This is a genomic window from Paenibacillus lautus NBRC 15380, from assembly GCF_004000945.1.
Taxonomy (GTDB): Bacteria; Bacillota; Bacilli; order Paenibacillales; family Paenibacillaceae; genus Paenibacillus_AQ; species Paenibacillus_AQ lautus.
In genome coordinates this window covers 109316-129703 of the sequence record NZ_BIMF01000015.1, presented here as the reverse complement: position 1 = coordinate 129703, position 20388 = coordinate 109316, and the positions used below count along the sequence as shown (strand labels likewise).

General features: G+C 50.4%; 25 protein-coding genes and 1 riboswitch. Of the genes, 23 read left to right on the top strand and 2 right to left on the bottom strand.

Annotation, left to right across the window (positions count from 1 at the left end):
- The 10 genes from PLA01S_RS22990 to PLA01S_RS22945 all read left to right on the top strand — a co-directional run bounded on the left by PLA01S_RS22990 (position 1) and on the right by PLA01S_RS22945 (position 8876).
- A complete protein-coding gene (locus PLA01S_RS22990) occupies positions 1–825 on the top strand; it encodes a purine-nucleoside phosphorylase (protein ID WP_127594183.1) in 825 nt (274 codons plus the stop codon).
- Positions 826–1020: 195 nt separating this feature from the next.
- Positions 1021–2214 carry a D-alanyl-D-alanine carboxypeptidase family protein gene (locus PLA01S_RS22985; RefSeq protein WP_127594182.1) on the top strand — a complete coding sequence of 398 codons (1194 nt, stop codon included), beginning with the start codon at positions 1021–1023 and terminating at the stop codon, positions 2212–2214.
- 88 nt (positions 2215–2302) lie between these two features.
- On the top strand, positions 2303–2656 hold the full coding sequence (gene spoIIAA, locus PLA01S_RS22980) for an anti-sigma F factor antagonist (RefSeq protein ID WP_076320918.1): 354 nt from the start codon (positions 2303–2305) through the stop codon (positions 2654–2656).
- Positions 2653–3111, top strand: a complete 459-nt coding sequence (spoIIAB, locus tag PLA01S_RS22975; protein WP_100536272.1) for an anti-sigma F factor — start codon at positions 2653–2655, stop codon at positions 3109–3111. The genes spoIIAA and spoIIAB overlap by 4 nt, the downstream gene beginning before the upstream one ends.
- A gap of 11 nt (positions 3112–3122) precedes the next feature.
- Positions 3123–3878, top strand: a complete 756-nt coding sequence (gene sigF / locus PLA01S_RS22970; protein ID WP_006209412.1) for an RNA polymerase sporulation sigma factor SigF — start codon at positions 3123–3125, stop codon at positions 3876–3878.
- A 182-nt stretch (positions 3879–4060) separates the two neighbouring features.
- Complete coding sequence (locus PLA01S_RS22965) at positions 4061–4705, top strand: stage V sporulation protein AA (protein ID WP_127594181.1); 645 nt, start codon at positions 4061–4063, stop codon at positions 4703–4705.
- Entirely contained in the window at positions 4702–5130 is a 429-nt protein-coding gene (locus PLA01S_RS22960) for a stage V sporulation protein AB (RefSeq protein ID WP_127594180.1), read from the top strand. Before PLA01S_RS22965 ends, PLA01S_RS22960 begins: the two co-directional genes overlap by 4 nt.
- Positions 5131–5153: 23 nt before the next feature.
- Positions 5154–6788: a spore germination protein gene (locus tag PLA01S_RS22955; RefSeq protein WP_127594179.1), complete on the top strand. Its 1635-nt coding sequence runs from the start codon at positions 5154–5156 to the stop codon at positions 6786–6788.
- A 118-nt stretch (positions 6789–6906) separates the two neighbouring features.
- Complete coding sequence (lysA, locus tag PLA01S_RS22950) at positions 6907–8238, top strand: diaminopimelate decarboxylase (protein ID WP_127594178.1); 1332 nt, start codon at positions 6907–6909, stop codon at positions 8236–8238.
- Positions 8239–8444: 206 nt separating this feature from the next.
- The gene (locus tag PLA01S_RS22945) at positions 8445–8876 is read left to right on the top strand and encodes a peptidylprolyl isomerase (RefSeq protein ID WP_009595227.1); all 432 of its coding nucleotides are present in this window, start codon (positions 8445–8447) and stop codon (positions 8874–8876) included.
- Positions 8877–8942: 66 nt separating this feature from the next.
- Here the strand turns inward: PLA01S_RS22945 and PLA01S_RS22940 are convergent, their stop codons facing one another.
- On the bottom strand, positions 8943–9344 hold the full coding sequence (locus tag PLA01S_RS22940; protein ID WP_127594177.1) for an acyl-CoA thioesterase: 402 nt from the start codon (positions 9342–9344) through the stop codon (positions 8943–8945).
- A gap of 201 nt (positions 9345–9545) precedes the next feature.
- Positions 9546–9729: riboswitch (FMN riboswitch) on the top strand.
- A gap of 269 nt (positions 9730–9998) precedes the next feature.
- Between PLA01S_RS22940 and ribD the strand changes: the two genes are divergently transcribed.
- Genes ribD through PLA01S_RS22925 form a run of 3 tightly spaced genes read left to right on the top strand, consistent with a single transcriptional unit; the run spans position 9999 to position 13075 of the window.
- A complete protein-coding gene (ribD, locus tag PLA01S_RS22935; RefSeq protein ID WP_127594176.1) occupies positions 9999–11099 on the top strand; it encodes a bifunctional diaminohydroxyphosphoribosylaminopyrimidine deaminase/5-amino-6-(5-phosphoribosylamino)uracil reductase RibD in 1101 nt (366 codons plus the stop codon).
- Positions 11100–11122: 23 nt separating this feature from the next.
- Entirely contained in the window at positions 11123–11791 is a 669-nt protein-coding gene (ribE, locus tag PLA01S_RS22930; protein WP_127594175.1) for a riboflavin synthase, read from the top strand.
- Positions 11792–11836: 45 nt separating this feature from the next.
- Positions 11837–13075, top strand: coding sequence for a bifunctional 3,4-dihydroxy-2-butanone-4-phosphate synthase/GTP cyclohydrolase II (locus PLA01S_RS22925; protein WP_127594174.1), 1239 nt, complete (start codon positions 11837–11839; stop codon positions 13073–13075).
- 41 nt (positions 13076–13116) lie between these two features.
- On the opposite strand, the gene PLA01S_RS32100 is transcribed toward PLA01S_RS22925, so the two are convergent.
- On the bottom strand, positions 13117–13269 hold the full coding sequence (locus tag PLA01S_RS32100; RefSeq protein WP_164817499.1) for a hypothetical protein: 153 nt from the start codon (positions 13267–13269) through the stop codon (positions 13117–13119).
- 67 nt (positions 13270–13336) lie between these two features.
- Here PLA01S_RS32100 and ribH point away from each other — a divergent pair, with 67 nt between their 5' ends.
- From ribH to PLA01S_RS22875, 10 genes are all read left to right on the top strand, one after another.
- Positions 13337–13804, top strand: a complete 468-nt coding sequence (ribH, locus tag PLA01S_RS22920) for a 6,7-dimethyl-8-ribityllumazine synthase (protein WP_006209422.1) — start codon at positions 13337–13339, stop codon at positions 13802–13804.
- Between the two features lie 67 nt (positions 13805–13871).
- Positions 13872–14663, top strand: a complete 792-nt coding sequence (locus PLA01S_RS22915) for a segregation and condensation protein A (RefSeq protein WP_127594173.1) — start codon at positions 13872–13874, stop codon at positions 14661–14663.
- The gene (gene scpB, locus PLA01S_RS22910) at positions 14632–15237 is read left to right on the top strand and encodes an SMC-Scp complex subunit ScpB (protein ID WP_100536282.1); all 606 of its coding nucleotides are present in this window, start codon (positions 14632–14634) and stop codon (positions 15235–15237) included. The genes PLA01S_RS22915 and scpB overlap by 32 nt, the downstream gene beginning before the upstream one ends.
- A 188-nt stretch (positions 15238–15425) precedes the next feature.
- Complete coding sequence (locus tag PLA01S_RS22905; RefSeq protein WP_127594172.1) at positions 15426–16109, top strand: DUF2953 domain-containing protein; 684 nt, start codon at positions 15426–15428, stop codon at positions 16107–16109.
- Complete coding sequence (gene ytfJ / locus PLA01S_RS22900) at positions 16082–16531, top strand: GerW family sporulation protein (RefSeq protein ID WP_127594171.1); 450 nt, start codon at positions 16082–16084, stop codon at positions 16529–16531. Before PLA01S_RS22905 ends, ytfJ begins: the two co-directional genes overlap by 28 nt.
- Positions 16532–16687: 156 nt before the next feature.
- Complete coding sequence (locus PLA01S_RS22895; RefSeq protein ID WP_127594170.1) at positions 16688–17869, top strand: D-alanyl-D-alanine carboxypeptidase family protein; 1182 nt, start codon at positions 16688–16690, stop codon at positions 17867–17869.
- Between the two features lie 62 nt (positions 17870–17931).
- Entirely contained in the window at positions 17932–18564 is a 633-nt protein-coding gene (locus PLA01S_RS22890) for a nucleoside recognition domain-containing protein (protein WP_127594169.1), read from the top strand.
- Positions 18565–18570: 6 nt separating this feature from the next.
- Entirely contained in the window at positions 18571–19104 is a 534-nt protein-coding gene (locus PLA01S_RS22885) for a spore maturation protein (protein WP_076320934.1), read from the top strand.
- A gap of 127 nt (positions 19105–19231) precedes the next feature.
- Positions 19232–19570 (top strand): N-acetylmuramoyl-L-alanine amidase, encoded by a 339-nt coding sequence (locus tag PLA01S_RS22880; protein ID WP_100536287.1) that lies wholly within the window; start codon positions 19232–19234, stop codon positions 19568–19570.
- 21 nt (positions 19571–19591) lie between these two features.
- Entirely contained in the window at positions 19592–20347 is a 756-nt protein-coding gene (locus tag PLA01S_RS22875; protein ID WP_071223906.1) for a pseudouridine synthase, read from the top strand.
- The last annotated feature ends 41 nt before the right edge of the window (positions 20348–20388 follow it).

Genomic DNA, 20388 nt, shown 5'->3' with positions numbered 1-20388 from the left:
ATGAGTTCAATTCATCAGCAGAGCATTAAGGAAGCAGCGGCATACATACGCGGGCAGAAAGGCGTCGAGCCCCAGGTCGGCTTGATTTTGGGTTCAGGACTCGGCGTACTGGCCGAATTGATTGAGAATCCGGTTTCCATCCCGTACACGGACATTCCTCATTTTCCCGTATCGACTGTAGAAGGCCATGAAGGAGAACTGCTGCTGGGCACGATTCACAATAGACCTGTCGTTCTGATGAAGGGACGATTCCATATGTATGAAGGTTATGGTCCGGAAGTGACGGCTTTCCCGGTGCGCGTCATGAAAGAGCTGGGTGTGAAGAGTCTGCTGGTTACCAATGCGGCGGGCGGTATCAACACGTCCTTCGAGCCGGGTGATCTCATGCTGATCTCCGATCATCTGAACATGACAGGCACCAACCCGTTAATCGGGCCTAATGATCCGGATCTTGGCGTCCGGTTCCCGGACATGTCCCAGGCATACAGCCGTCAGCTTCGCCAATTGGCAAAAGAAGTGGCCGTGGGTCAAGGTGTTGCGCTGAGAGAAGGGGTCTACGCAGGTTTGCTCGGACCAACCTATGAAACACCCGCCGAGATCGTCATGCTGCGTACACTCGGTGCGGATGCGGTAGGCATGTCCACGGTGTCTGAGGTCATTGTGGCCAGACATGCCGGTCTTGAAGTGCTGGGCATTTCTTGCATTAGCAACATGGCAGCCGGAATATTGGATCAACCGCTGTCCCATGACGAGGTTATGGAGACAGCCGAGAAGGTCCGGGAGAAATTCCTTGCGCTTGTCATGGCCATTATTCCAAAAATGTAATAACCTATTTTAGCAAAGGGCTGGGCTCCGGCGGATTTATATCTGTCGAGCCCAGCCTTTTTGCTGTGTTCACTTCCGTTCAAGGCGATAATATTTCCGTAAAATACTGGAATAATTTGTTTTCATCCTGACGACACTGAATAACAGACCCGTTATTTTTCGGGATGCCATTACGAATGTCAGGAGGGGATGGAAGTGAAAAAAGCGTTAATCGCTGGATTTCTGGTTCTATGTGTAGCGTTGTCCAGTGCGGCTGTACCAAGTTATGCAGAAGATAATAGCAAACCCGGGGAAGGATCATCACAAGAGGAACTGGCACCAGGTGCTCGTTCTGCTATATTGCTGGATGCGGATACCGGAACCATTATTTACGAGAAAAACAGCCATGATAAGCTGCCTCCGGCGAGCATCACCAAGATCATGACGATGCTGCTTACGATGGAGGCCATCGATGAAGGACAATTGCAGTGGACGGATAAGGTGCGTACCAGCGAATATGCGGCCTCTATGGGCGGATCACAGATCTTTCTTGAGCCCGGTGAAGAAATGACGGTGGATGAGATGCTCAAAGGCATTGCCATGGCATCAGGCAATGATGCTTCCGTCGCGGTGGCGGAGAAAATTGCCGGCTCAGAGGAAGCCTTTGTCAAGCTGATGAATGAGAAAGCAGCCGAGCTGGGAATGAAGGATACGCATTTTGTGAACTGCAACGGACTACCCGCAGAGAATCATTACACTTCGGCCCACGACATTGCGGTCATGAGCCGGGAGCTGCTGAAATATGACCAGATCACCAAATATACGGGCGCCTATCAGGATTATTTGCGTAAAGATTCAGAAAAACCGTTCTGGCTGGTCAATACGAACAAGCTGGTTCGATTCTACACTGGTGCTGACGGATTGAAAACCGGATACACGTCAGAGGCCAAATTCTGTTTATCGGCAACGGCCAAACGGGACGGACTGCGCGCTGTTGCTGTTGTGATGGGAGCTCCGGATACGAAGACGCGGAATAATGAAGTATCTCGCATGTTTGACTATGCCTTTTCCCAGTATTCGATGCATTCCATCTATAAACCGGGTGAAGTGTTAGGTATCGTGAAGGTCCAGAAGGGAACCGTGCCCGAGATCTCGATTCAAGCGGATAAAGATTACAGCGTGCTGGTTAAGAAGGGTGTAAAGAGTCCGGATATTCGTCATGAAATTCAGATGGAGCCGAATTTGAAGGCGCCGGTAGCCGCAGGACAAGTTGTCGGCAAGCTAACGGTCTATCAAGGTGATCGCGTGGTCAAGGAGTTCGAGCTGACCTCTCCTGTCGAGGTGAAGAAGGCCGGATTCTGGAAGCTGTTCAAACGGACAACCGGCAAGTTGTTTCATGTAGATTCATAGGAGTTTTCTTCTAGTTTTGTCGGGATGCAGGAATGTCTTTTTCAAATGTAGAAATCTTTGTTCATGTCAGGGAGGAGAGTGAGCAAACATGAATCTGCATGTTGATATGGAGCATCACAGGCATGTACTGATCGTCCGTCTGTCCGGGGAACTGGATCATCATACGGCCGATCATGTCCGGATGCAGCTGGATGAAGCTATTCAGAGACGTCAAACAGAGCACTTGGTGCTGAGCTTAAAGGACTTGGACTTTATGGACAGCTCAGGACTTGGGGTCATCCTGGGACGCTATAAATTCATCAAGCAAAAGGGCGGAAAGATGGCGGTATGCGATGTCAAGCCGCAGGTTTACCGCTTGCTTGAAATGTCGGGGCTGTTCAAGATCATGCCGATATATGAGAACGAGGGCACGGCACTCTCGGGTTTGGAGGTAGTGTCATGAGTGAAGGGAAAGCACAGCATAATTTTATGACTCTGCAGTTTGCCGCAAGGTCGGAAAACGAATCCTTTGCCCGTGTCGCCGTGGCTGCGTTCATCTCCCAGATGGATCCCAACATGGATGAGCTGAGTGACCTGAAAACGGTAGTCTCCGAAGCGGTTACAAACAGCATAATCCACGGTTACGATAGTGATCCGGAAGGGGTTGTCAAGATTGAAGCCTTAATAGACGGGGATATGATCACGCTGTGCATTGAAGATTCCGGCCATGGGATCGAAGATTTGGAAATGGCCAAACAGCCGCTTTATACATCCAAGCCAGAGCTGGAGCGATCCGGCATGGGATTCACCATCATGGAAAATTTCATGGACGAATTTGAAGTGGTCAGCGAGCCAGGCAGCGGTACGTCGATCAAAATGAAAAAGAGGATCGAATCTAAGAAAGCTTTATATAATTAGGGGTTGGACAAATGGATGCCGATGTGAAGAAAACTTCGCAGACTTATTTGGACGACGCGGAGGTCAAACGACTCATTGCACTTAGCCAAAGCGGGGATAATGTCGCCCGGGACACGCTCGTCAACTGTAATATTCGTCTTGTCTGGTCTGTCGTTCAGCGGTTTATGAACCGGGGGTATGAGCCTGATGATCTGTTTCAGATCGGCTGTATCGGTCTCCTCAAATCCGTGGACAAGTTCGATCTCAGTTATGACGTAAAGTTCTCGACCTATGCCGTACCGATGATCATTGGAGAAATTCAGCGCTTCTTAAGGGACGACGGGACCCTGAAGGTCAGCCGATCGCTTAAGGAAATGGCCAACAAAGTAAGGAAGAAGCGGGACGAGCTGTCCAAGCAGCTTGATCGTCTTCCAACGGTGAAAGAGGTTGCCGAAGAGCTTGGGGTAACCCCCGAAGAAGTGGTGTTTGCCCAGGAAGCGAACAAACCGCCAACCTCGATTCATGAGACCGTATTTGAAAATGACGGGGATCCCATAACGCTTATGGATCAGATAGCTGATGAGTCGCAAGAACGATGGTTCGACAAGCTGGCCTTGAATGAAGCGATAGGAGGCTTGACCGAACGGGAGCGGCTCATTGTCTATCTGCGGTATTACCGGGATCAGACGCAGTCGGAAGTTGCCAGCCGGCTGGGCATATCCCAGGTACAGGTATCGCGACTTGAGAAAAAAATATTGCAGAGCATACGGAACGAGATCGCGCAGTAGTGGACCTCAGCCGTTATTCTAATGCCTGATCAAACTGACGCCGCCCTTAGGGGACGGCGTTTTTTTCATTTTTCAGCAAACCTCTTGGTGGTTTGGCGGATAAAGAAAGTATGGTAAATCCGAGTAGAAAGGAGAGAGATTTCCCATACTAACGGTAATTTAGCAGTAAAGGAGTGTTTCGGATGAAGGTTAATCCCACTCCGACGGTGTTTCTGCAGCTAAGGAGCCGCATACGGTTACCAAAGAACCAAACCGTCAAACTAGGTGATGTTGCCTTCATCGTCTGCGAACCCGAATGGGAGAAACGGCTTAGAGCCCTGCCGCTTACGCAGCCGAAGGATATCGATGGCAACCGCCTTGTCATGGATCTGATTCAAATCATCCCGAAGATTCAAGTCTTGATTCCTGGCGCCCATATTGAACCGATGGGAAACCATCATACCCTGGTGGAGCTTGTCGGTCCGGAGAGCAAACGGTCAAAATTGTGGTTCCCGCTCATTTGGCTGCTCTTGTTTTTCGGTTCGGCGCTGACCATTATGAACTTCCATGCCGACGTCAACATGCTCGAGGTACAGATCCGAATCGTCGAAATGGTGACGGGGAAAAGGGACGAGCATCCCTATTTGTTCCAGATTGCATACTCGCTGGGGCTCGGATTCGGAATGACGGTGTTCTTCAATCATTTGTTCAAGAAAAAATGGAATGAAGAACCGACCCCGCTTGAGGTGGAAATGTACCTCTATCAGGAAAATCTGGATCAGTTCGTGGTTGCCGAAGAATATCGGAAAATGAACGCCGGGGCCGATACGACAGGTAAGGAACCATGATGGTGTCCATTCTGCAAGGGATATTCACCTGTGTTCTTGGCGTTGCCGGGGGCATCGCCGTCGGCGGGGGAGTCATTGCGCTCATCATCGTGCTGGACATCATCCCGAGATTGTCCCAACTGACGGCAACTTACAGCCGGGTCCATTGGTATGAAGGGGCTTTAATAGCGGGATCTTTCATCGGCACGGTGGCCGATTTCTGGAGATGGTCGGTTCCATTGGGACCGGTTGTGAGTACCGTGATTGGATTGATGTGCGGGATTTTCATCGGCATGCTGGCAGCCGCATTGACGGAAGTGCTGAATGTATTGCCGATTCTGGCCAAGCGGCTCCGGTTGACGGGGTATTTGTTTGGTCTTCTAATGGCCATGGTGGCAGGCAAGGTAGCGGGCTCTCTGTTCGACTGGTTTGTTTACAGCAAGTGATAGTTATGGCTAGGAGGTAGGTTATGGACGAGAAAACAACACATAGCGGAGAACTGGAAACCGATATTCCGATCATTCCCCCATCGGAGATCAAAGCGTTGGAGGAACAAGAGCTGAAGGAGAAGAGGGAGGCCGAAACCTCCAACAGCACCGAGGAATCCGTTATCTACTGGCAGCAAACGGACCATGTTCCCGCGAAGCTGAGTGATCTAAAAAAAGTGCTTAAGGAAGTTATCGGTCTTGGGGTTTCTTTTGATGTGGTATTCCGTGAGATGAACTTTGCCGGCAGAAATGCGGGGCTTCTCTTCTTAAACGGCTTCACGAATGATGCCATAGTGACGGATATATTGACAAGGCTGACGTACCTGACACCGCAGGATGTGAGCAACCAGGCACTTACCGAGATGATGACCCGCTATATTCCCCATGTCCAAGTGGAGCGGGATACAAGACTCAGCAAAGTGATTAACGAAGTGCTCTCCGGGATATGTGCGCTGTTTATTGAGGACGCGCATTCCGCCATCTTGTTGGATACCCGGAAATATCCTGTGCGCGGGCTCGAAGAGCCTGCAGTGGAACGCGTCGTTCGCGGCGCAAGGGACGGGTTTACGGAGACACTCGTTACCAACGTCAACCTGGTGCGAAGACGGGTTCGTGACCCAGGACTGCACGTCGAGGTCATGAAGGTCGGAAGGCGGACGAGAACGGATGTGTGTCTGCTTTTCATTGATGACATCGTGGACCGAACCCAGGTTGAGGCGATTCGCGGAAAAATCCTGGAAGTGGATATAGAGGGGCTTCCTATCGGAGATAAGCAGCTCGAAGAAGCGATTGTGAACAAAGGTTGGCACCCTTTTCCGCTGGTCAGATATTCGGAACGGCCGGATGTAGTATCCTCGCATCTGCTCGAAGGCCGAATTGTTGTCATGGTAGATACTTCACCGAGCGTGATGATCATGCCAACCACGTTTTTGGATCTCTGTATGCATGCCGAGGAGAATCGCCAGACCCCATTTATGGGGACCTATCTCCGCTGGATACGTTTTTTAGGCATTTTTGCATCCATGTTCCTGCTCCCGCTGTGGATGCTGCTGGTTGTCCATCCTGAACTGAAGCCGCCGGGACTCGATATCATCGGTCCGCAGGAGAACGCTAAAATTCCGATTATCCTGCAGTTTATGATCGTTGAATTCGGCGTGGATTTGCTCCGTTTGGCTGCCGTTCATACGCCGACACCGCTAGCGTCGGCGATGGGATTGATCGCTGCGATTTTGATCGGCGACATCGCGGTTAAGACCGGATTGTTTGTAAACGAGGTTGTCCTGTATATGGCGGTTGCGTCCATCGGGATGTACGCTACCCCGAGTTATGAGCTGGGACTTGCCAACCGGATGGTCAGGCTGCTCCTTCTGCTTGCAACAGCCCTGTTCGCGGTGAAGGGCTTTGTCATCGGGACGACGCTTCTGATTCTGCTCCTGACGACCCACCGTTCCTACAACTCGTCTTATTTGTGGCCGTTTATACCATTTAGTGCAAAAGCGATGGGCGAAATTCTATTCCGTAAACCGCTGCTCATGTCAAGAAGACGCCCGTCTATCAACAAAACTCGTGACAACACGAAAATGGGCTCTGAAATGAATCCGAGAGGCGAGCATTAACAATAACACAAATGTTGTGTTGAAAAATCCATTTTGATTACCTTCCGTTGTCTGCTATACTGTGAACAATTATTCGATTACCCTATTTTTGAATCAATGGATCGGAGGAATTGTAAGCATGTTTTTACACGGTACAAGCAAGATTAACGATCAGGGGCATTTGGAAATCGGCGGGTGTGACACATCCGATTTGAAAGCTCAATATGGAACACCTCTATATATTGTAGACGAGCAGTCGGTTCGTAATCGCTGCCGGGAATACATCGAGGCCTTCAAGGCGTCCGGATTGAAGTTCCAAGTCGCGTATGCAAGTAAGGCGTTTTGCGTGATGGCCATGTGCCAATTGGCTGACCAGGAAGGTATGTCACTTGACGTCGTTTCCGACGGAGAGCTGTACACCGCACTTGAGGCCGGATTCCCGGCAGAACGGATTCATTTCCACGGAAATAATAAAACGCCGGAAGAGATTGAGATGGCGCTGGATGCGGAAATCGGCTGTTTTGTTGTCGATAACGTAGTTGAACTGCATATGCTGCAAGCGATTGCTGCCGAGAAGAACCTGAAGGTTAACATTTTGCTTCGCGTGACACCGGGTGTTGAGGCTCATACGCATGAGTATATCTCAACAGGCCAAACGGATTCGAAATTTGGCTTCGATATCGGCAACGGCTCAGCTTATGAAGCGGTGAAGCTTGCCGAAGCTCAAGCGAATATTCATCTGATGGGCATTCATTCCCATATCGGCTCCCAGATTTTTGAGGTGGAAGGCTTTCAGATGGCCGTTCAGCGCGTAGCTGAATTCGCGGCTTCCGTTAAAGAAGGCTTGGGGGTTGTATTCAAGGTTGTGAACCTGGGCGGTGGTTTTGGTATCCGTTACGTGGATGGAGATACGCCGCTTCAAGTATCCCAGTATGTAAAAGCGATCACGGATGCCGTGAAGACCCATTTTGCGGGCCTTGGTTCCGAACTTCCTGAAATTTGGGTGGAACCGGGCCGGAGCATTGTTGGTGACGCAGGCACCACCCTTTACACGGTAGGCACAAGCAAGGATATTCCCGGAGTACGTAAATACGTTGCCGTAGACGGCGGAATGACGGACAACCCGCGCCCGGCGCTGTACGAGTCGAAATATGAAGCGTTGCTCGCAAACCGGGCTAATGAGAAACCGGAAGAAACGGTATCCATTGCCGGCAAGTGCTGTGAGAGCGGAGACATGCTGATCTGGGACCTGAAGCTTCCGAAGGTAGCAACTGGCGATTTGCTGGCCGTATCCTGTACAGGCGCATACAACTATTCCATGGCTAGCAACTATAACCGGATCCGTAAACCTGCGGTTGTATTCGTAAAGGATGGACAGAGCAATCTGGTCGTACGCCGTGAGTCCCTTGCGGACATCGTCAGCCATGATGTCGTGCCGGCAAGTGTAACGAAAGAAACTGTAACGAGCTAAACGGATGTTTTACGCCTCTAATATCCAAGAGGGCCCGCCACTGCCTCCGGCAGCGGTCAGGGCTCTTTGGCTTGCCGGGGACTTGATATGGAATGTGTGAACGGGGACAAGATCGCTTTGCTTCGGGGCTCAATTCATAGTAAACTATACAATGCATTGTAAAAAAATCGATTGAAGCGTTCTAATAACGGAAGGAGATAACACATATGGCTAAAAAAGCGAAGATCACATTGGAGAACGGCAAAGAGGTTGTGCTTGATCTGTTTGAGAATGATGCACCGAACACGGTAGCTAATTTTGAGAAATTGGCAAATTCCGGTTTTTATAACGGTCTTGTATTTCACCGCGTAATCCCTGGATTCGTGGCTCAAGGCGGTTGCCCACAGGGAACGGGAACCGGCGGTCCTGGCTATACAATTAACTGCGAGATCAACCCTAACAAGCATGAGCGGGGAAGCTTGGCCATGGCGCATGCCGGCCGTAACACGGGCGGAAGCCAGTTCTATGTATGCTACGAGCCGCAGCCGCATTTGGACGGACAACATACGGTGTTCGGTAAAGTTGTAGAGGGCATGGAGTACGTGGATGCATTCAAAGGCCGCGACAAAATGGAAAAAGTAGAAGTATACGAAGCATAAAAATCAGCTTCTGTTCAGGACAGGCTCACCCTTAAGGGTAAGCCTGTTTTATTATTCGGGGAGGGATTACGCAGGGTCAGGGAATAATTGGCGGAGCTCTTCCGGAACAGGCCGGCTTTTACGAGTAAGTACATCCATTGCCACACTGGTAACAGCAGCATCCGCGCAAAGCTCTCCCTGTTCGTTGTAAATCGTCTGAATCAGCACATAACTCGTACGACCGATAGAATTCGGTTCGGTCACGACGGTTAGCCTTTCGCCTTGGCCGCACTCCTTGCGGTAATTGATATTGATATTGACGGTAACGGTCTGGATCCCGAGCCGTTTCAACATATCATATTGAAGGTTTCCTGCTTCGTACCATTCCTCACGGCCCCACTCCAGATATTCCAGGTATTTGGCGTTATTTACATGTCCGTTGACGTCGATTTCCGTAGGACGGACGACAATGTCCAGCGAAGTTTTCATCGCAGCGCGCTCCTTTTTAACTTTATCTTGTTCCCGTGTTTGCCCAACTTAAACTGTTCTCCCTTGGAGGAGAATTCTCCTTCTACTTCCAATACACATATTGGTATTAAGTTATAGACTTTAAAAAAGTTAGTTGTTTTTTCTTGCAATTTTCAAAAGGTGGTGATAAGATTCTTCATAAGATCAAACAATTTCATATGTTTAATCCTTCGGGGCAGGGTGAAATTCCCTACCGGCGGTGATGAACGCAGTGATTGAGCTTTAGAAAGCAGATGGCTGCGTCTTAGTCCGTGACCCGGATATGTGTGTGTTGTTACACACCGTATGCGGTGGACCTGGTGAAAATCCGGGACCGACAGTATAGTCTGGATGGGAGAAGGAGTGAAAGACACATAAGCAACATGTGCTATTTGTGTCTATGCGCACAACGTGATATGCGTTATGTGCAGGTTTTCACATGCGGTTCAAACCTGTACTTGCGATGATTTGATGTAGCCGGTAACGGATTTGAGTTGTTTGTTATAAGCAAATCCTGTATTCATGACGGTTATTTAGCGTGGTCGATTATTAACTTCCATCAAGCTCTGTTAAGGATTCCCCCGAATCTTTGGCAGGGCTTTTTTATGTGAACGTTGGGAAAGGAGCATGTTTAGCATGGATATCGTCAACGATGAATTCTATATGTCACTTGCGCTGGACCTTGCTGAACGTGCTCAGGGTCAAACCGGGATTAATCCGGTTGTCGGCTGTGTCATAGTTAAGGATGGCGCGCTTGCAGGAGTAGGAACGCATTTGGAGCGTGGAACACCGCACGCTGAGGTTCATGCCCTGAATATGGCTGGCAGCAAAGCGGCGGGCAGTACGGTGTACGTGACACTGGAACCCTGCAGTCACTACGGTACAACGCCGCCTTGCAGCGAGAGGCTGATTGCCGAGGGTGTTCAGCGAGTGGTTGTTGCTTGCGAGGACCCCAATCCTCTGGTTGCGGGCAAAGGGATTCAAATGCTGCGTGCAGCGGGAATCCGGGTTGAGACCGGTGTCCTTAAGGAGCGTGCTCTTCGCTTGAACGAAACCTTCATTAAATTCATTACGACGGGTCAGCCCTTCGTTACGTTAAAGACGGCCAGCACGCTGGACGGCAAGATCGCTTCGAAAACCGGTGATAGCAAGTGGATATCCAATGATGAATCAAGAGAACTTGTGCATACGCTGCGTCATCGCCATCAAGGCATCATGGTAGGCGTGTCTACAGTTATCGCCGATAATCCGAGTCTGACGACGAGACTTGGCGTGGAAGGGCTGCATCCGGTTAGGATCATTGTGGATTCCAGCTTGCGAATCCCGCTCGACAGCCATGTCGTGACAGACGGATTGGCGCCAACGTGGATTTTGACGACGGAACAGGCGGATGAGACGAAGCGGACCGGGCTGGAAGAGCTGGGAGCTCAGGTCATCCCCTGCGGGCCAGGACCGCGTGTGGATCTGAAGGCTGCGCTGGCGAAGCTGGGACAGATGGGGATTGCCTCCATTTTGCTGGAAGGTGGCGGCACGCTGAATGGCTCGATGCTGGAACAGAAGCTGGTGGATCGGCTCATCCAGTTTATCGCCCCTAAGATTATCGGAGGGTACGATGCGCCTGGAAATTACATGTTCAGCGGATACGAACAGATGGATCAAGCGATTATGCTGACAGGACTTGAGACGGAAAGACTGGGCGACAATATTTACGTCACCGGGATTCCGGTCTGGAAATAAGGAGAAAGAAAGGAGGGAAGCCTGTGTTTACTGGATTGGTTGAGGAGATCGGCGAGATGAGGCGTATCGGACGGAAAGGCGAAGCCATGCTGCTCAGTATTTCCGCTAGCCGGATCATGGATGATTTAAAGCTGGGGGACAGCGTATCCGTTAACGGCGTCTGTTTGACAGCTACAACCATTGACAAAGGTATATTTACGGTAGACGTGATGCCGGAAACCTATAGAAATACCAATCTTAAGGAGCTGCAGCCAGGCGGAAAGGTGAATCTGGAACGGGCGATGGCGGCCGGAGGTAGATTTGGAGGCCATATCGTTCAGGGGCATGTGGATGGCGTCGGCGTCATACGGAGCGTACAGGCAGATCAGAATGCCGTGGTATACGAGATCGCGCCTGCGAATGGGGACGTATTCAAATATATCATTCCGAAAGGCTCCGTCACACTGGATGGAATCAGCTTGACCGTTGTCAAAACAACAGATTCCTCCTTTACGGTATCCATCATCCCCCACACGCTGGCGGAGACGGTGCTGGCTTATAAAAAAGCAGGCGATACGATTAATATCGAATGCGACATTTTAGGGAAATATGTAGATCACCTGCTGCATTACGGCTCACAAGGAGCAGGGAATCAAGGCGGGACAAAACCGGGAATCAGCAGGGATTATCTTGCGGAGCATGGATTTGCCTAAGCCGGGTGCTTTATATGGTCTCCATGAGAAGAAGGAGGAGTAGCGATGGATGAGCGCTTTTCATTTCATACAATCGAAGAGGCGTTAACAGATTTGAAGGAAGGCAAGGTCGTCATTGTCGTAGATGATGAAGACCGTGAGAATGAGGGCGATTTTATCGCATTAGCAGATAAGGCAACCCCGGAGGTCATTAATTTTATGATCACCGAAGGCCGAGGTTTGGTATGTTTGCCCATGACGCAGAGCAGAGCTCAGGAGCTCGACCTCAAACCGATGGTTGCCCAAAATACGGATTATCATGGAACGGCCTTTACGGTTTCCATTGATCATAAGGACACCACAACAGGCATATCTGCCTATGAGCGGTCCATAACCGTCAAAGGTATACTGGATTCGAGTGCATCTGGCTCCGATTTCCGAAGACCCGGTCATATGTTCCCGCTGATCGCAAAAGATGGAGGCGTCTTGCGCCGGGCAGGACATACGGAAGCGGCTGTCGATCTTGCTAGATTGAGCGGCTCCTATCCGGCCGGCGTCATCTGTGAAGTGATCAAGGAAGACGGCACAATGGCCAGGCTGCCGGATCTCGTGGAGATTGCGAAGAAGCATGATCTGAAGCTGATTAGCATCAAGGATCTGATTCATTACCGCAATGAAAAAGAAAAGCTTGTCCAGCGAGAGGTAGCTGTGCGGATGCCGACCGACTTTGGCGTGTTTCAGGCCGTTGCCTACACCAACGACGTGGACAATAAAGAGCATGTAGCCCTGGTAAAAGGGGAGATCGATGGAAATGAGCCTGTGCTTGTGCGCGTGCATTCCGAGTGCCTGACAGGAGACGTGTTTCACTCCCATCGCTGCGATTGCGGTCCCCAATTCGAGGCGGCACTCCGCCAAATCGATGAAGCGGGTAGAGGCGTTCTTCTCTACATGCGCCAGGAGGGGCGGGGCATTGGCTTAATCAACAAACTGAAAGCCTACAAGCTCCAGGAAGAGGGACTCGACACCGTGGACGCCAACCTAAAGCTCGGTTTTGCGGCGGATCTGCGTGATTACGGCATCGGAGCCCAGATCCTGAAGGATCTGGGGATCAGAAAGATCCGATTGCTGACAAACAATCCGCGCAAAATCAAAGGCCTCGAAGGTTATGGCCTGGAGGTTGTCGAGCGCGTTCCGATCCAAATGCCGGAGAACGAGGATAACACGGGCTACCTGCATACCAAGCAAGCGAAGCTCGGTCATATGCTGAAATTCAGTGATATCGAGCAAAACGAGAGCACCAACTAATCACCAAATAACAAAAGGTCAATCATGTGGGGAGGTTTGCCTCATGGAATGACCCAGCGAAGAGGACGGAATGCTGCTGGAGAAGCGTCAGCGGTCGCCTTTAAATCCTGATTTCTTCCCTCCAGAAAATAGATCATGAAATCAGGAGTTAACAGCGATCGGAAGCAGTAGCCGTCAGCGCAGCGGGCAGCCATATCGATGTCATCCCAAATCCATGTTTGACCTTATATAAACTCCAAACCGAAAGGAAGTCATCCAACAATGGCAACAATATTTGAAGGTAAATTAGTATCCGAGGGTCTAAAGTACGGTATCGTCGTAGGTCGGTTCAACGAATTCATCACGAGCAAGCTGCTGAGCGGCGCACTGGACGCATTGAAGCGTCACGGTGCACAGGAGAACGAAGTCGATGTCGCATGGGTGCCGGGTGCGTTTGAAATCCCGCTCATTGCCCAAAAAATGGCAGAAAGCGGCAAATACGATGCCATCATCACCTTGGGAACCGTCATTCGCGGCTCCACCACGCATTATGATTATGTGTGCAACGAAGTGGCCAAGGGGGTATCCGCAATTAACCTGAAGACCGGTGTACCAACGATTTTCGGTGTCGTTACGACGGAGAATATCGAACAAGCCGTGGAACGTGCAGGAACGAAGGCCGGCAATAAAGGCTGGGATTCCGCCATGGCAGCCATCGAAATGGCGAACTTGACGAAAAGCCTAAAATAGTGCTTATTTAATGTAGTGCTCTTTTTTTGGAGCACTGCATTTTATTTTTTTGGCGGGAGGATTCACCGTGACCGTATTATACAAGCTGGAAACGTTTGAAGGACCGCTCGATCTGCTGCTGCATTTGATTGATAAAGCGGAAATCGACATCCAGGATATTCCCGTCAGCGAGATTACCGAACAATACATGGCCTATTTGCACAACATGCAGGAGCTGGAGCTGGAAATTACGAGCGAATTTCTGGTCATGGCTGCAACGCTGCTGTCTATAAAGAGCAAGTTATTGCTTCCGAAGCCTCCGGTTATCGAGATGGACGAGTTTGATTTTTATGAAGAGGATGACATGGATCCGAGAGCAGAGCTCATTGCCAAGCTGATCGAATACCGCAAGTACAAAGGCATCGCCCGCCATTTGCATGAGAAGGAATGGGAACGCAGTCTGATGTATTCCAAGGAAGCCGAAGATCTCACGCCTTACATGCCGGAAGTGGAAGAGAACCCGGTGCAGGGATTACATATTTCGGATTTGATCGCTGCTTTTCAAAAAGCGTTAAACAAAGCAGTCAAACGCACATCGTATGCCCGTATTCAGCGGGATGAAATATCGGTAAAGGACCGGATCCGTCAGGTCATGGATGCCCTGGAGGAGGTTGGGCCGGGAGGCAGGATACTGTTCTCCAAGCTGCTTCACGAAGAGATGGTACGGCATGAAATCGTAGTCACCTTCCTGGCCATTTTGGAGCTGATGAAAATGAAGCAAATTTTGTGCTACCAGGAGAAGTTGTTTGAAGATATCGTCATGGAGTGGAGAGGGGAAGGACGCATTGATGGATTATCCGAAGCTGAAATCGATTATTGAGGGGCTTCTGTTCCTGTCGGGAGAAGAGGGCTTGTCGGTTAGGCAAATTGCTGAGATCACCGAGCAGTCGGATGGCCTGGTTGGCGAAGCGCTTGAAGATATGAAGGAAGAATGGGAGCGCCATGAGCGGGGGATTCAGATCGTACAGATTGCGGGGAGTTACAAAATCGCTACGCTGGCCGAGCACGCTCCGTATTTCGAGCGCCTGGCGTATTCGCCTTCCCGCTCCTCCTTGTCGCAAGCCGCACTCGAAACACTCTCCATCGTTGCCTATCGGCAACCGATTACGCGCGTAGAGATTGAAGATATCCGCGGTGTCAAGTCCGAACGGGCTATTCATACGCTGGTAAGCAAAGGATTGATCGAGGAAGTCGGACGCGCCGAGGCGATTGGCAGACCGATTTTGTATGGAACGACCAAGTCCTTCCTGGAATACTTCGGGCTTGCCAACATCAAGGATTTGCCGGAGCCGTCGCAATTTGAGGATAACGATAATTTAGAAGAGGAAACGCAGCTGTTGTTTGATAAGCTTGACGGTCGTCAGCTTACGTTCGATGATGTAGAGGAAAGTTAGCCATTATACACACGAAAGATTGTAATAGAATCCTGGGCGTGGAGGAATCCACCGTCCGGGATTTTTTTATGCCGCTTGCGAAAGTTTGAAATCAAGGACTTGGAACAGTTTCGCATCATTTGGAGGTGCTTTTGCCATACTAAGCCAAGCGGATAACATTTTACTAAGTACGTCTTGGGGGTTACTTCGTGAGGGTATGGATCTTTCTGGCGGTCGGTTTGGTCGTTCTCCTCATCATATTGCTGGTCGTTGTGCTTCGTTCCAAGGTAACGATTAAGCTGGATGTGGTTCTAAAAAAAGATGAATATAAAGTATTAGCGGAAATCAAAATGATCTTCGGCTTGATTACGCGCAAATATGCAGTCCCCTTTCACCTGGCGAACGGTGGGATCGAGTTTAAGAAGGAAACCGTTCCTGTAGACGGAGAAGAGGGAAATACACACGATTCAAAAAAGGAAAAGGCTTCGAGCAGAACGATCAAATTTAAGGATTACGGGCGAGCTGTGCTTTCAACAAAAGGTTTCAAAAAATGGATGAGGCAAACGATGGCGGCCGTTCATCTCATGGATGTGCGCTGGTCCACCCGAATTGCTTTGGAGCATGCGGCTGATACGGCGGTAGCGACCGGGCTGCTGCATGGCATAAAGCATACGCTTCTTGGATGGATGTCGTATCGCCTGATCATGGAAGAGCTGCCTCAAATCGATGTAGTGCCGATCTTTAACGGTCCGCCGCAAATTTCCACAGAGCTTAACTGCATAGCGAAAATCTCCTGCGGAAAAGCTATGTATGCTGGACTGGTACTTATAGTTCGCGTGTTAAAGGTGAAAGGAGGAATTAGATCATGGCAGAACACCCTATTCAAGGCTTGATGCAAACGGCTATGGAAAACATCAAGGGAATGGTGGACGTTAATACGATTGTAGGCGACCCGGTGAATACGCCTGACGGCAGCGTTATCCTGCCAATCAGTAAAGTGGCTTTTGGTTTTGCAGCCGGCGGTAGTGACTACAACGTTGAGGCGGGAGCCACACACCAAGCGACCACTAACGGGACGCACAACGATCATAGTGCCCTTCCTTTTGGTGGCGGCAGCGGGGGTGGCGTGTCCATTCGACCGATTGCTTTCCTGGTCGTGGGTAAAGAAGGCGTGCACATCGTGCCGCTGGACAATCAAACCCATCTGTTTGAACGGATTATTGATGCGACCCCGTATTTACTCGATCAAATCCAGTCGATGTTTCAATCAGGCAGCAATGCCGCGAACAGCACTACGCCTCCGCCTGCGTACTGATTGGAGCAAGCAAATCCCTTTCGTTCATGACGGAAGGGATTTTTGCTGTTAGGATTATTGAATTTATGGGCTTTCAGCGTTTCTCTTACGAAATGGACATACCTTTAGCGCGGACGACATATACTTGTACAAGATTTCTGAACACCGGAGGATAAGATGATGAAAATGAAATGGACGAACTGCAAGTCTTTGTTATCCATGTTGATTGCGATAAGCTGCTTGCTGGTTACGGCTGTCCCCGTGCATTCGGATCATGAGAATGGCCCCACCAATCATGCGCAGGCAGCTGCACTGATTGATGTCACTTCCGGTAGAGTGCTGTACAGCAAAAACGGGGACGAGCGTTTAAGAATCGCAAGCCTGACCAAGATCATGACAGCTATCGTGGCCATTGAACACGGCAAGCTGGACGATCGCGTCAAGATCTCCAAAAATGCTTTTGCCAAAGAAGGCTCCTCGCTCTTCCTGAAGCTTGGTGAGGAGATGACGCTTGAGAATCTGCTGTATGGATTAATGCTGCGATCCGGCAACGACGCCGCGACGGCCATTGCCGAACATGTCGGGGGGACGGAAGAAGGCTTTGTGTTGCTGATGAACGAGAAGGCGGCCGGGCTCGGCTTGACGAACTCGCATTTTATGAATCCCCATGGACTGGATCATGATGAACATTACTCTTCCGCTAATGACGTAGCCAAACTGACGGCTTATGCCCTCAAGAACCCTGTCTTTAGCGAGATTGTCAAAACCCCGACCAAGAAAGCGCCCAATCCGAATGAAGCGTGGGACTACAAATGGGATAACAAAAACAAGATGCTTCGTTTCTATGAGGGGGCGGACGGCGTCAAAACCGGTTACACCAAAAAAGCATTCCGCTGCCTGGTGAGCTCCGCCACCCGAAACGGTCAGCAGATTGCGGCGGTCACGCTGAATGACGGCAACGATTGGAATGATCATTCCAAGATGCTGGATTACGGATTTGCCCATTTTCCACTGAAAAAGGTTATGGAGAAAGGGCAGAAGATCCAGGGCTATCCACTGGTCACGGGCGGTTCTTTTACGTATGCGTTTGCGCATGATGAGGAAGCACGCCTGGTGAAGAGACTGGTCCTGCATAAAGCGAGTACACCCGATTTGTCTTTCGGACTGCGGGGTCATATTGAACTGCTGCTCGATAATGTCAGCATCGGCAAAGTTCCGGTCTATGCGGAAGGAAGCAAGCTTCCTGAAGCCCCTGAGATCTTGCAGAAGTCCAGAAGCACTTCCGGACCCATCGGTTCGTTGTCGCTGTGGCAGTCTGCAGGAGAAGTGCTTAGGCATCTGTTCAGGGCCAAATCATAACTAGCCTTCGCTTAAGAGATCGTGTATTCTCACGCAGCGGGGCAGCAAACGGGGGCGAAGAGATGATCAATTTGATTTGGATGGGGATGATACTGATCGGCTTTTGCTTTGCGGCAATTAACGGGAACATCGATAGTGTTACAAAAGCCGCATTTGACGGAGCCCAGACGGGAGTGACCGTCTCCTTCGGTCTCATCAGCATACTGGTATTCTGGCTTGGCATGATGCGCCTGGCAGAGGACGCGGGCCTGCTGAAGAAGGTTGCCAAGCTGCTGGGCCCGGTTGTCCGCTTCCTGTTCCCGGATGTACCGAAGAATCATCCCGCTATGGGGTATATATTGTCCAACATGAGCGCCAATTTGTTCGGTCTGGGCAATGCGGCGACTCCGATGGGAATCAAAGCGATGCAGGAGCTTCAGAAGTTAAACCCGGATAAGGAAACAGCGTCTCCGGCGATGTGCACGCTGCTGGCATTAAACACGGCCAGCATTACGCTGATACCGACAACGCTAATCGCGATCAGGCTGAATTATGAGTCAGCCAATCCTTCGGAAATCGTTGGGACCACGCTTTTGGCCACAGCGATTGCGACGGCGGCCGCCATTATGGCTGACCGATGGTATCGAAGAAGGACGATACGCCGCCAGAAGCCGCCGGGAATCGGTACAAGCCTGAACCCGGATGTGAAGGGGTGATGATTCTTGCTGTCATGGATTAATCTCGTTTCCGCCTGGTCTATTCCCATTATTATCGCATTCATTCCGCTTTATGCTTATACCCGCAAAGTGCCCGTATATGAATCGTTTGTGGATGGAGCCAAGGACGGCTTCTCCACGGCGATTGGGATCATCCCGCACTTGGTTGGCATGATGGTCGCCATTAGCGTATTCCGGTCTTCCGGCGCGCTGGAATTTTTTGTGGGTTGGACGGGCCCCTTTCTGCAATCGCTAGGGGTACCGAGCGAGATTTTGCCATTGGGAATTCTTAGGCCGCTGACGGGTACCGGCTCGCTCGCTTACACAACGGAGCTGATCCGCGCATACGGTCCGGATTCCATGATTGGCCGAATCGCTTCGACCATACAGGGAAGCACGGACACGACCTTATATGTACTGACCGTCTATTTTGGCGCTGTGGGTATCCGCAATGGCCGCTATGCGCTGAAGGTCGGGCTGTTCTCCGATTTGATCGGTTTTATTGCGGCGATTGCCGTCTGCCTGCTGGTGTTCGGTTAATTGATGATCGTTTGAACGGTCTGAGTAAGACGGAGCGTTTTTTCTATGTAACAGGACGTATGCCCATACCCTTGATTCCACCTTGTCATATACTGCTGCAATTACAAATTGTAGTAGGGGTGATGAAATGGAAATCGAGGGTTTTGTTATTCATCATACCGTGTGCGAGCGGGAACCGCGGAACTGGGATTTTAAAATCCATTCGGACGGCTCGGTCTCTTCTTCATCCGTGCTGGTTCAGCCGGGACAGATTCACATCTGTCTGGAGGGCGACTTCAACATCGGCTACGAGTCCATGTCGCTGGATCAGAAAACACAGCTGTTTACCGCCAGCAAAATCATTTTGGAGCTATCCAGACTCCATGATATTTCCCCGTTATACTTGTTTCCTCACTCCGACTCCTGCCCCGGGGCACATTTTCCATGGAACGCGCTTGTGATTTATCCTGTCGATGGTTATCATTAGGAATGAGGTGACCTAACGAACATGGAGAGATTACAGAAAATTATGGCACAGGCCGGAGTCGCTTCCCGCCGCAAGTGCGAGGAATTGATTCTTGAAGGCAAGGTGCAGGTAAACGGAGAGACCGTTACCGAACTCGGCACGAAGGCCGATCCAGCCCAGGATATCATTACGGTTTCAGGCAAACCGATTAAGAATGAGAAAAAGGTATACATTATGCTGAATAAGCCGAAGGGTGTCATTACAAGCGCTTCTGATCCAGAAGGCCGAAAAATTGTATCGGATTATCTCAAGGGCATTAAAGAGCGGGTATATCCGATTGGACGTTTGGACTACGATACGGAAGGACTCCTGCTGCTGACCAATGACGGCGAGTTTGCCAATCTGCTCAGCCACCCTAAATATCATGTACCCAAAACGTATTTGGCTACCGTGAAAGGGGTGCCGCATGGCACCGAACTGGACAAGCTGCGTCAAGGGATTATGCTGGAAGACGGAATGACGTCTCCTGCCGAGGTGGAGTATAAGGATGTGGATCCGGATAATAAACAATCCGTCATATCGATTACCATTCATGAGGGGCGCAACCGTCAAGTCAGAAGGATGTTTGAAGCGATTTCTCATCCGGTAACGCGATTGAAGCGGATATCCTATGGGGATCTGCTGCTGCAAAATTTAAAACGGGGCTTGTACCGCCATTTGACAGCAGATGAAATCAACCAGCTTTTGCAGATGGCGAAAGCCGCTAAGCCGGGCGGGAAACCGAAGAGAAAACGTTAAACCCGACACATAATATTCAAAATGGCGAGCGGCGTTTATGA

Bases quoted from the DNA above. Each gene is read 5' to 3' on its own strand.
- PLA01S_RS22990 (WP_127594183.1), top strand. From the start codon at position 1: ATGAGTTCAATTCATCAGCAGAGCATTAAGGAAGCAGCGGCATACATA.
- spoIIAA (WP_076320918.1), top strand. From the start codon at position 2,303: ATGAATCTGCATGTTGATATGGAGCATCACAGGCATGTACTGATCGTC.
- spoIIAB (WP_100536272.1), top strand. From the start codon at position 2,653: ATGAGTGAAGGGAAAGCACAGCATAATTTTATGACTCTGCAGTTTGCC.
- sigF (WP_006209412.1), top strand. From the start codon at position 3,123: ATGGATGCCGATGTGAAGAAAACTTCGCAGACTTATTTGGACGACGCG.
- PLA01S_RS22965 (WP_127594181.1), top strand. From the start codon at position 4,061: ATGAAGGTTAATCCCACTCCGACGGTGTTTCTGCAGCTAAGGAGCCGC.
- PLA01S_RS22960 (WP_127594180.1), top strand. From the start codon at position 4,702: ATGATGGTGTCCATTCTGCAAGGGATATTCACCTGTGTTCTTGGCGTT.
- PLA01S_RS22955 (WP_127594179.1), top strand. From the start codon at position 5,154: ATGGACGAGAAAACAACACATAGCGGAGAACTGGAAACCGATATTCCG.
- lysA (WP_127594178.1), top strand. From the start codon at position 6,907: ATGTTTTTACACGGTACAAGCAAGATTAACGATCAGGGGCATTTGGAA.
- PLA01S_RS22945 (WP_009595227.1), top strand. From the start codon at position 8,445: ATGGCTAAAAAAGCGAAGATCACATTGGAGAACGGCAAAGAGGTTGTG.
- PLA01S_RS22940 (WP_127594177.1), bottom strand. From the start codon at position 9,344: ATGAAAACTTCGCTGGACATTGTCGTCCGTCCTACGGAAATCGACGTC.
- ribD (WP_127594176.1), top strand. From the start codon at position 9,999: ATGGATATCGTCAACGATGAATTCTATATGTCACTTGCGCTGGACCTT.
- PLA01S_RS22925 (WP_127594174.1), top strand. From the start codon at position 11,837: ATGGATGAGCGCTTTTCATTTCATACAATCGAAGAGGCGTTAACAGAT.
- PLA01S_RS32100 (WP_164817499.1), bottom strand. From the start codon at position 13,269: ATGGCTGCCCGCTGCGCTGACGGCTACTGCTTCCGATCGCTGTTAACT.
- ribH (WP_006209422.1), top strand. From the start codon at position 13,337: ATGGCAACAATATTTGAAGGTAAATTAGTATCCGAGGGTCTAAAGTAC.
- scpB (WP_100536282.1), top strand. From the start codon at position 14,632: ATGGATTATCCGAAGCTGAAATCGATTATTGAGGGGCTTCTGTTCCTG.
- ytfJ (WP_127594171.1), top strand. From the start codon at position 16,082: ATGGCAGAACACCCTATTCAAGGCTTGATGCAAACGGCTATGGAAAAC.
- PLA01S_RS22895 (WP_127594170.1), top strand. From the start codon at position 16,688: ATGATGAAAATGAAATGGACGAACTGCAAGTCTTTGTTATCCATGTTG.
- PLA01S_RS22890 (WP_127594169.1), top strand. From the start codon at position 17,932: ATGATCAATTTGATTTGGATGGGGATGATACTGATCGGCTTTTGCTTT.
- PLA01S_RS22880 (WP_100536287.1), top strand. From the start codon at position 19,232: ATGGAAATCGAGGGTTTTGTTATTCATCATACCGTGTGCGAGCGGGAA.
- PLA01S_RS22875 (WP_071223906.1), top strand. From the start codon at position 19,592: ATGGAGAGATTACAGAAAATTATGGCACAGGCCGGAGTCGCTTCCCGC.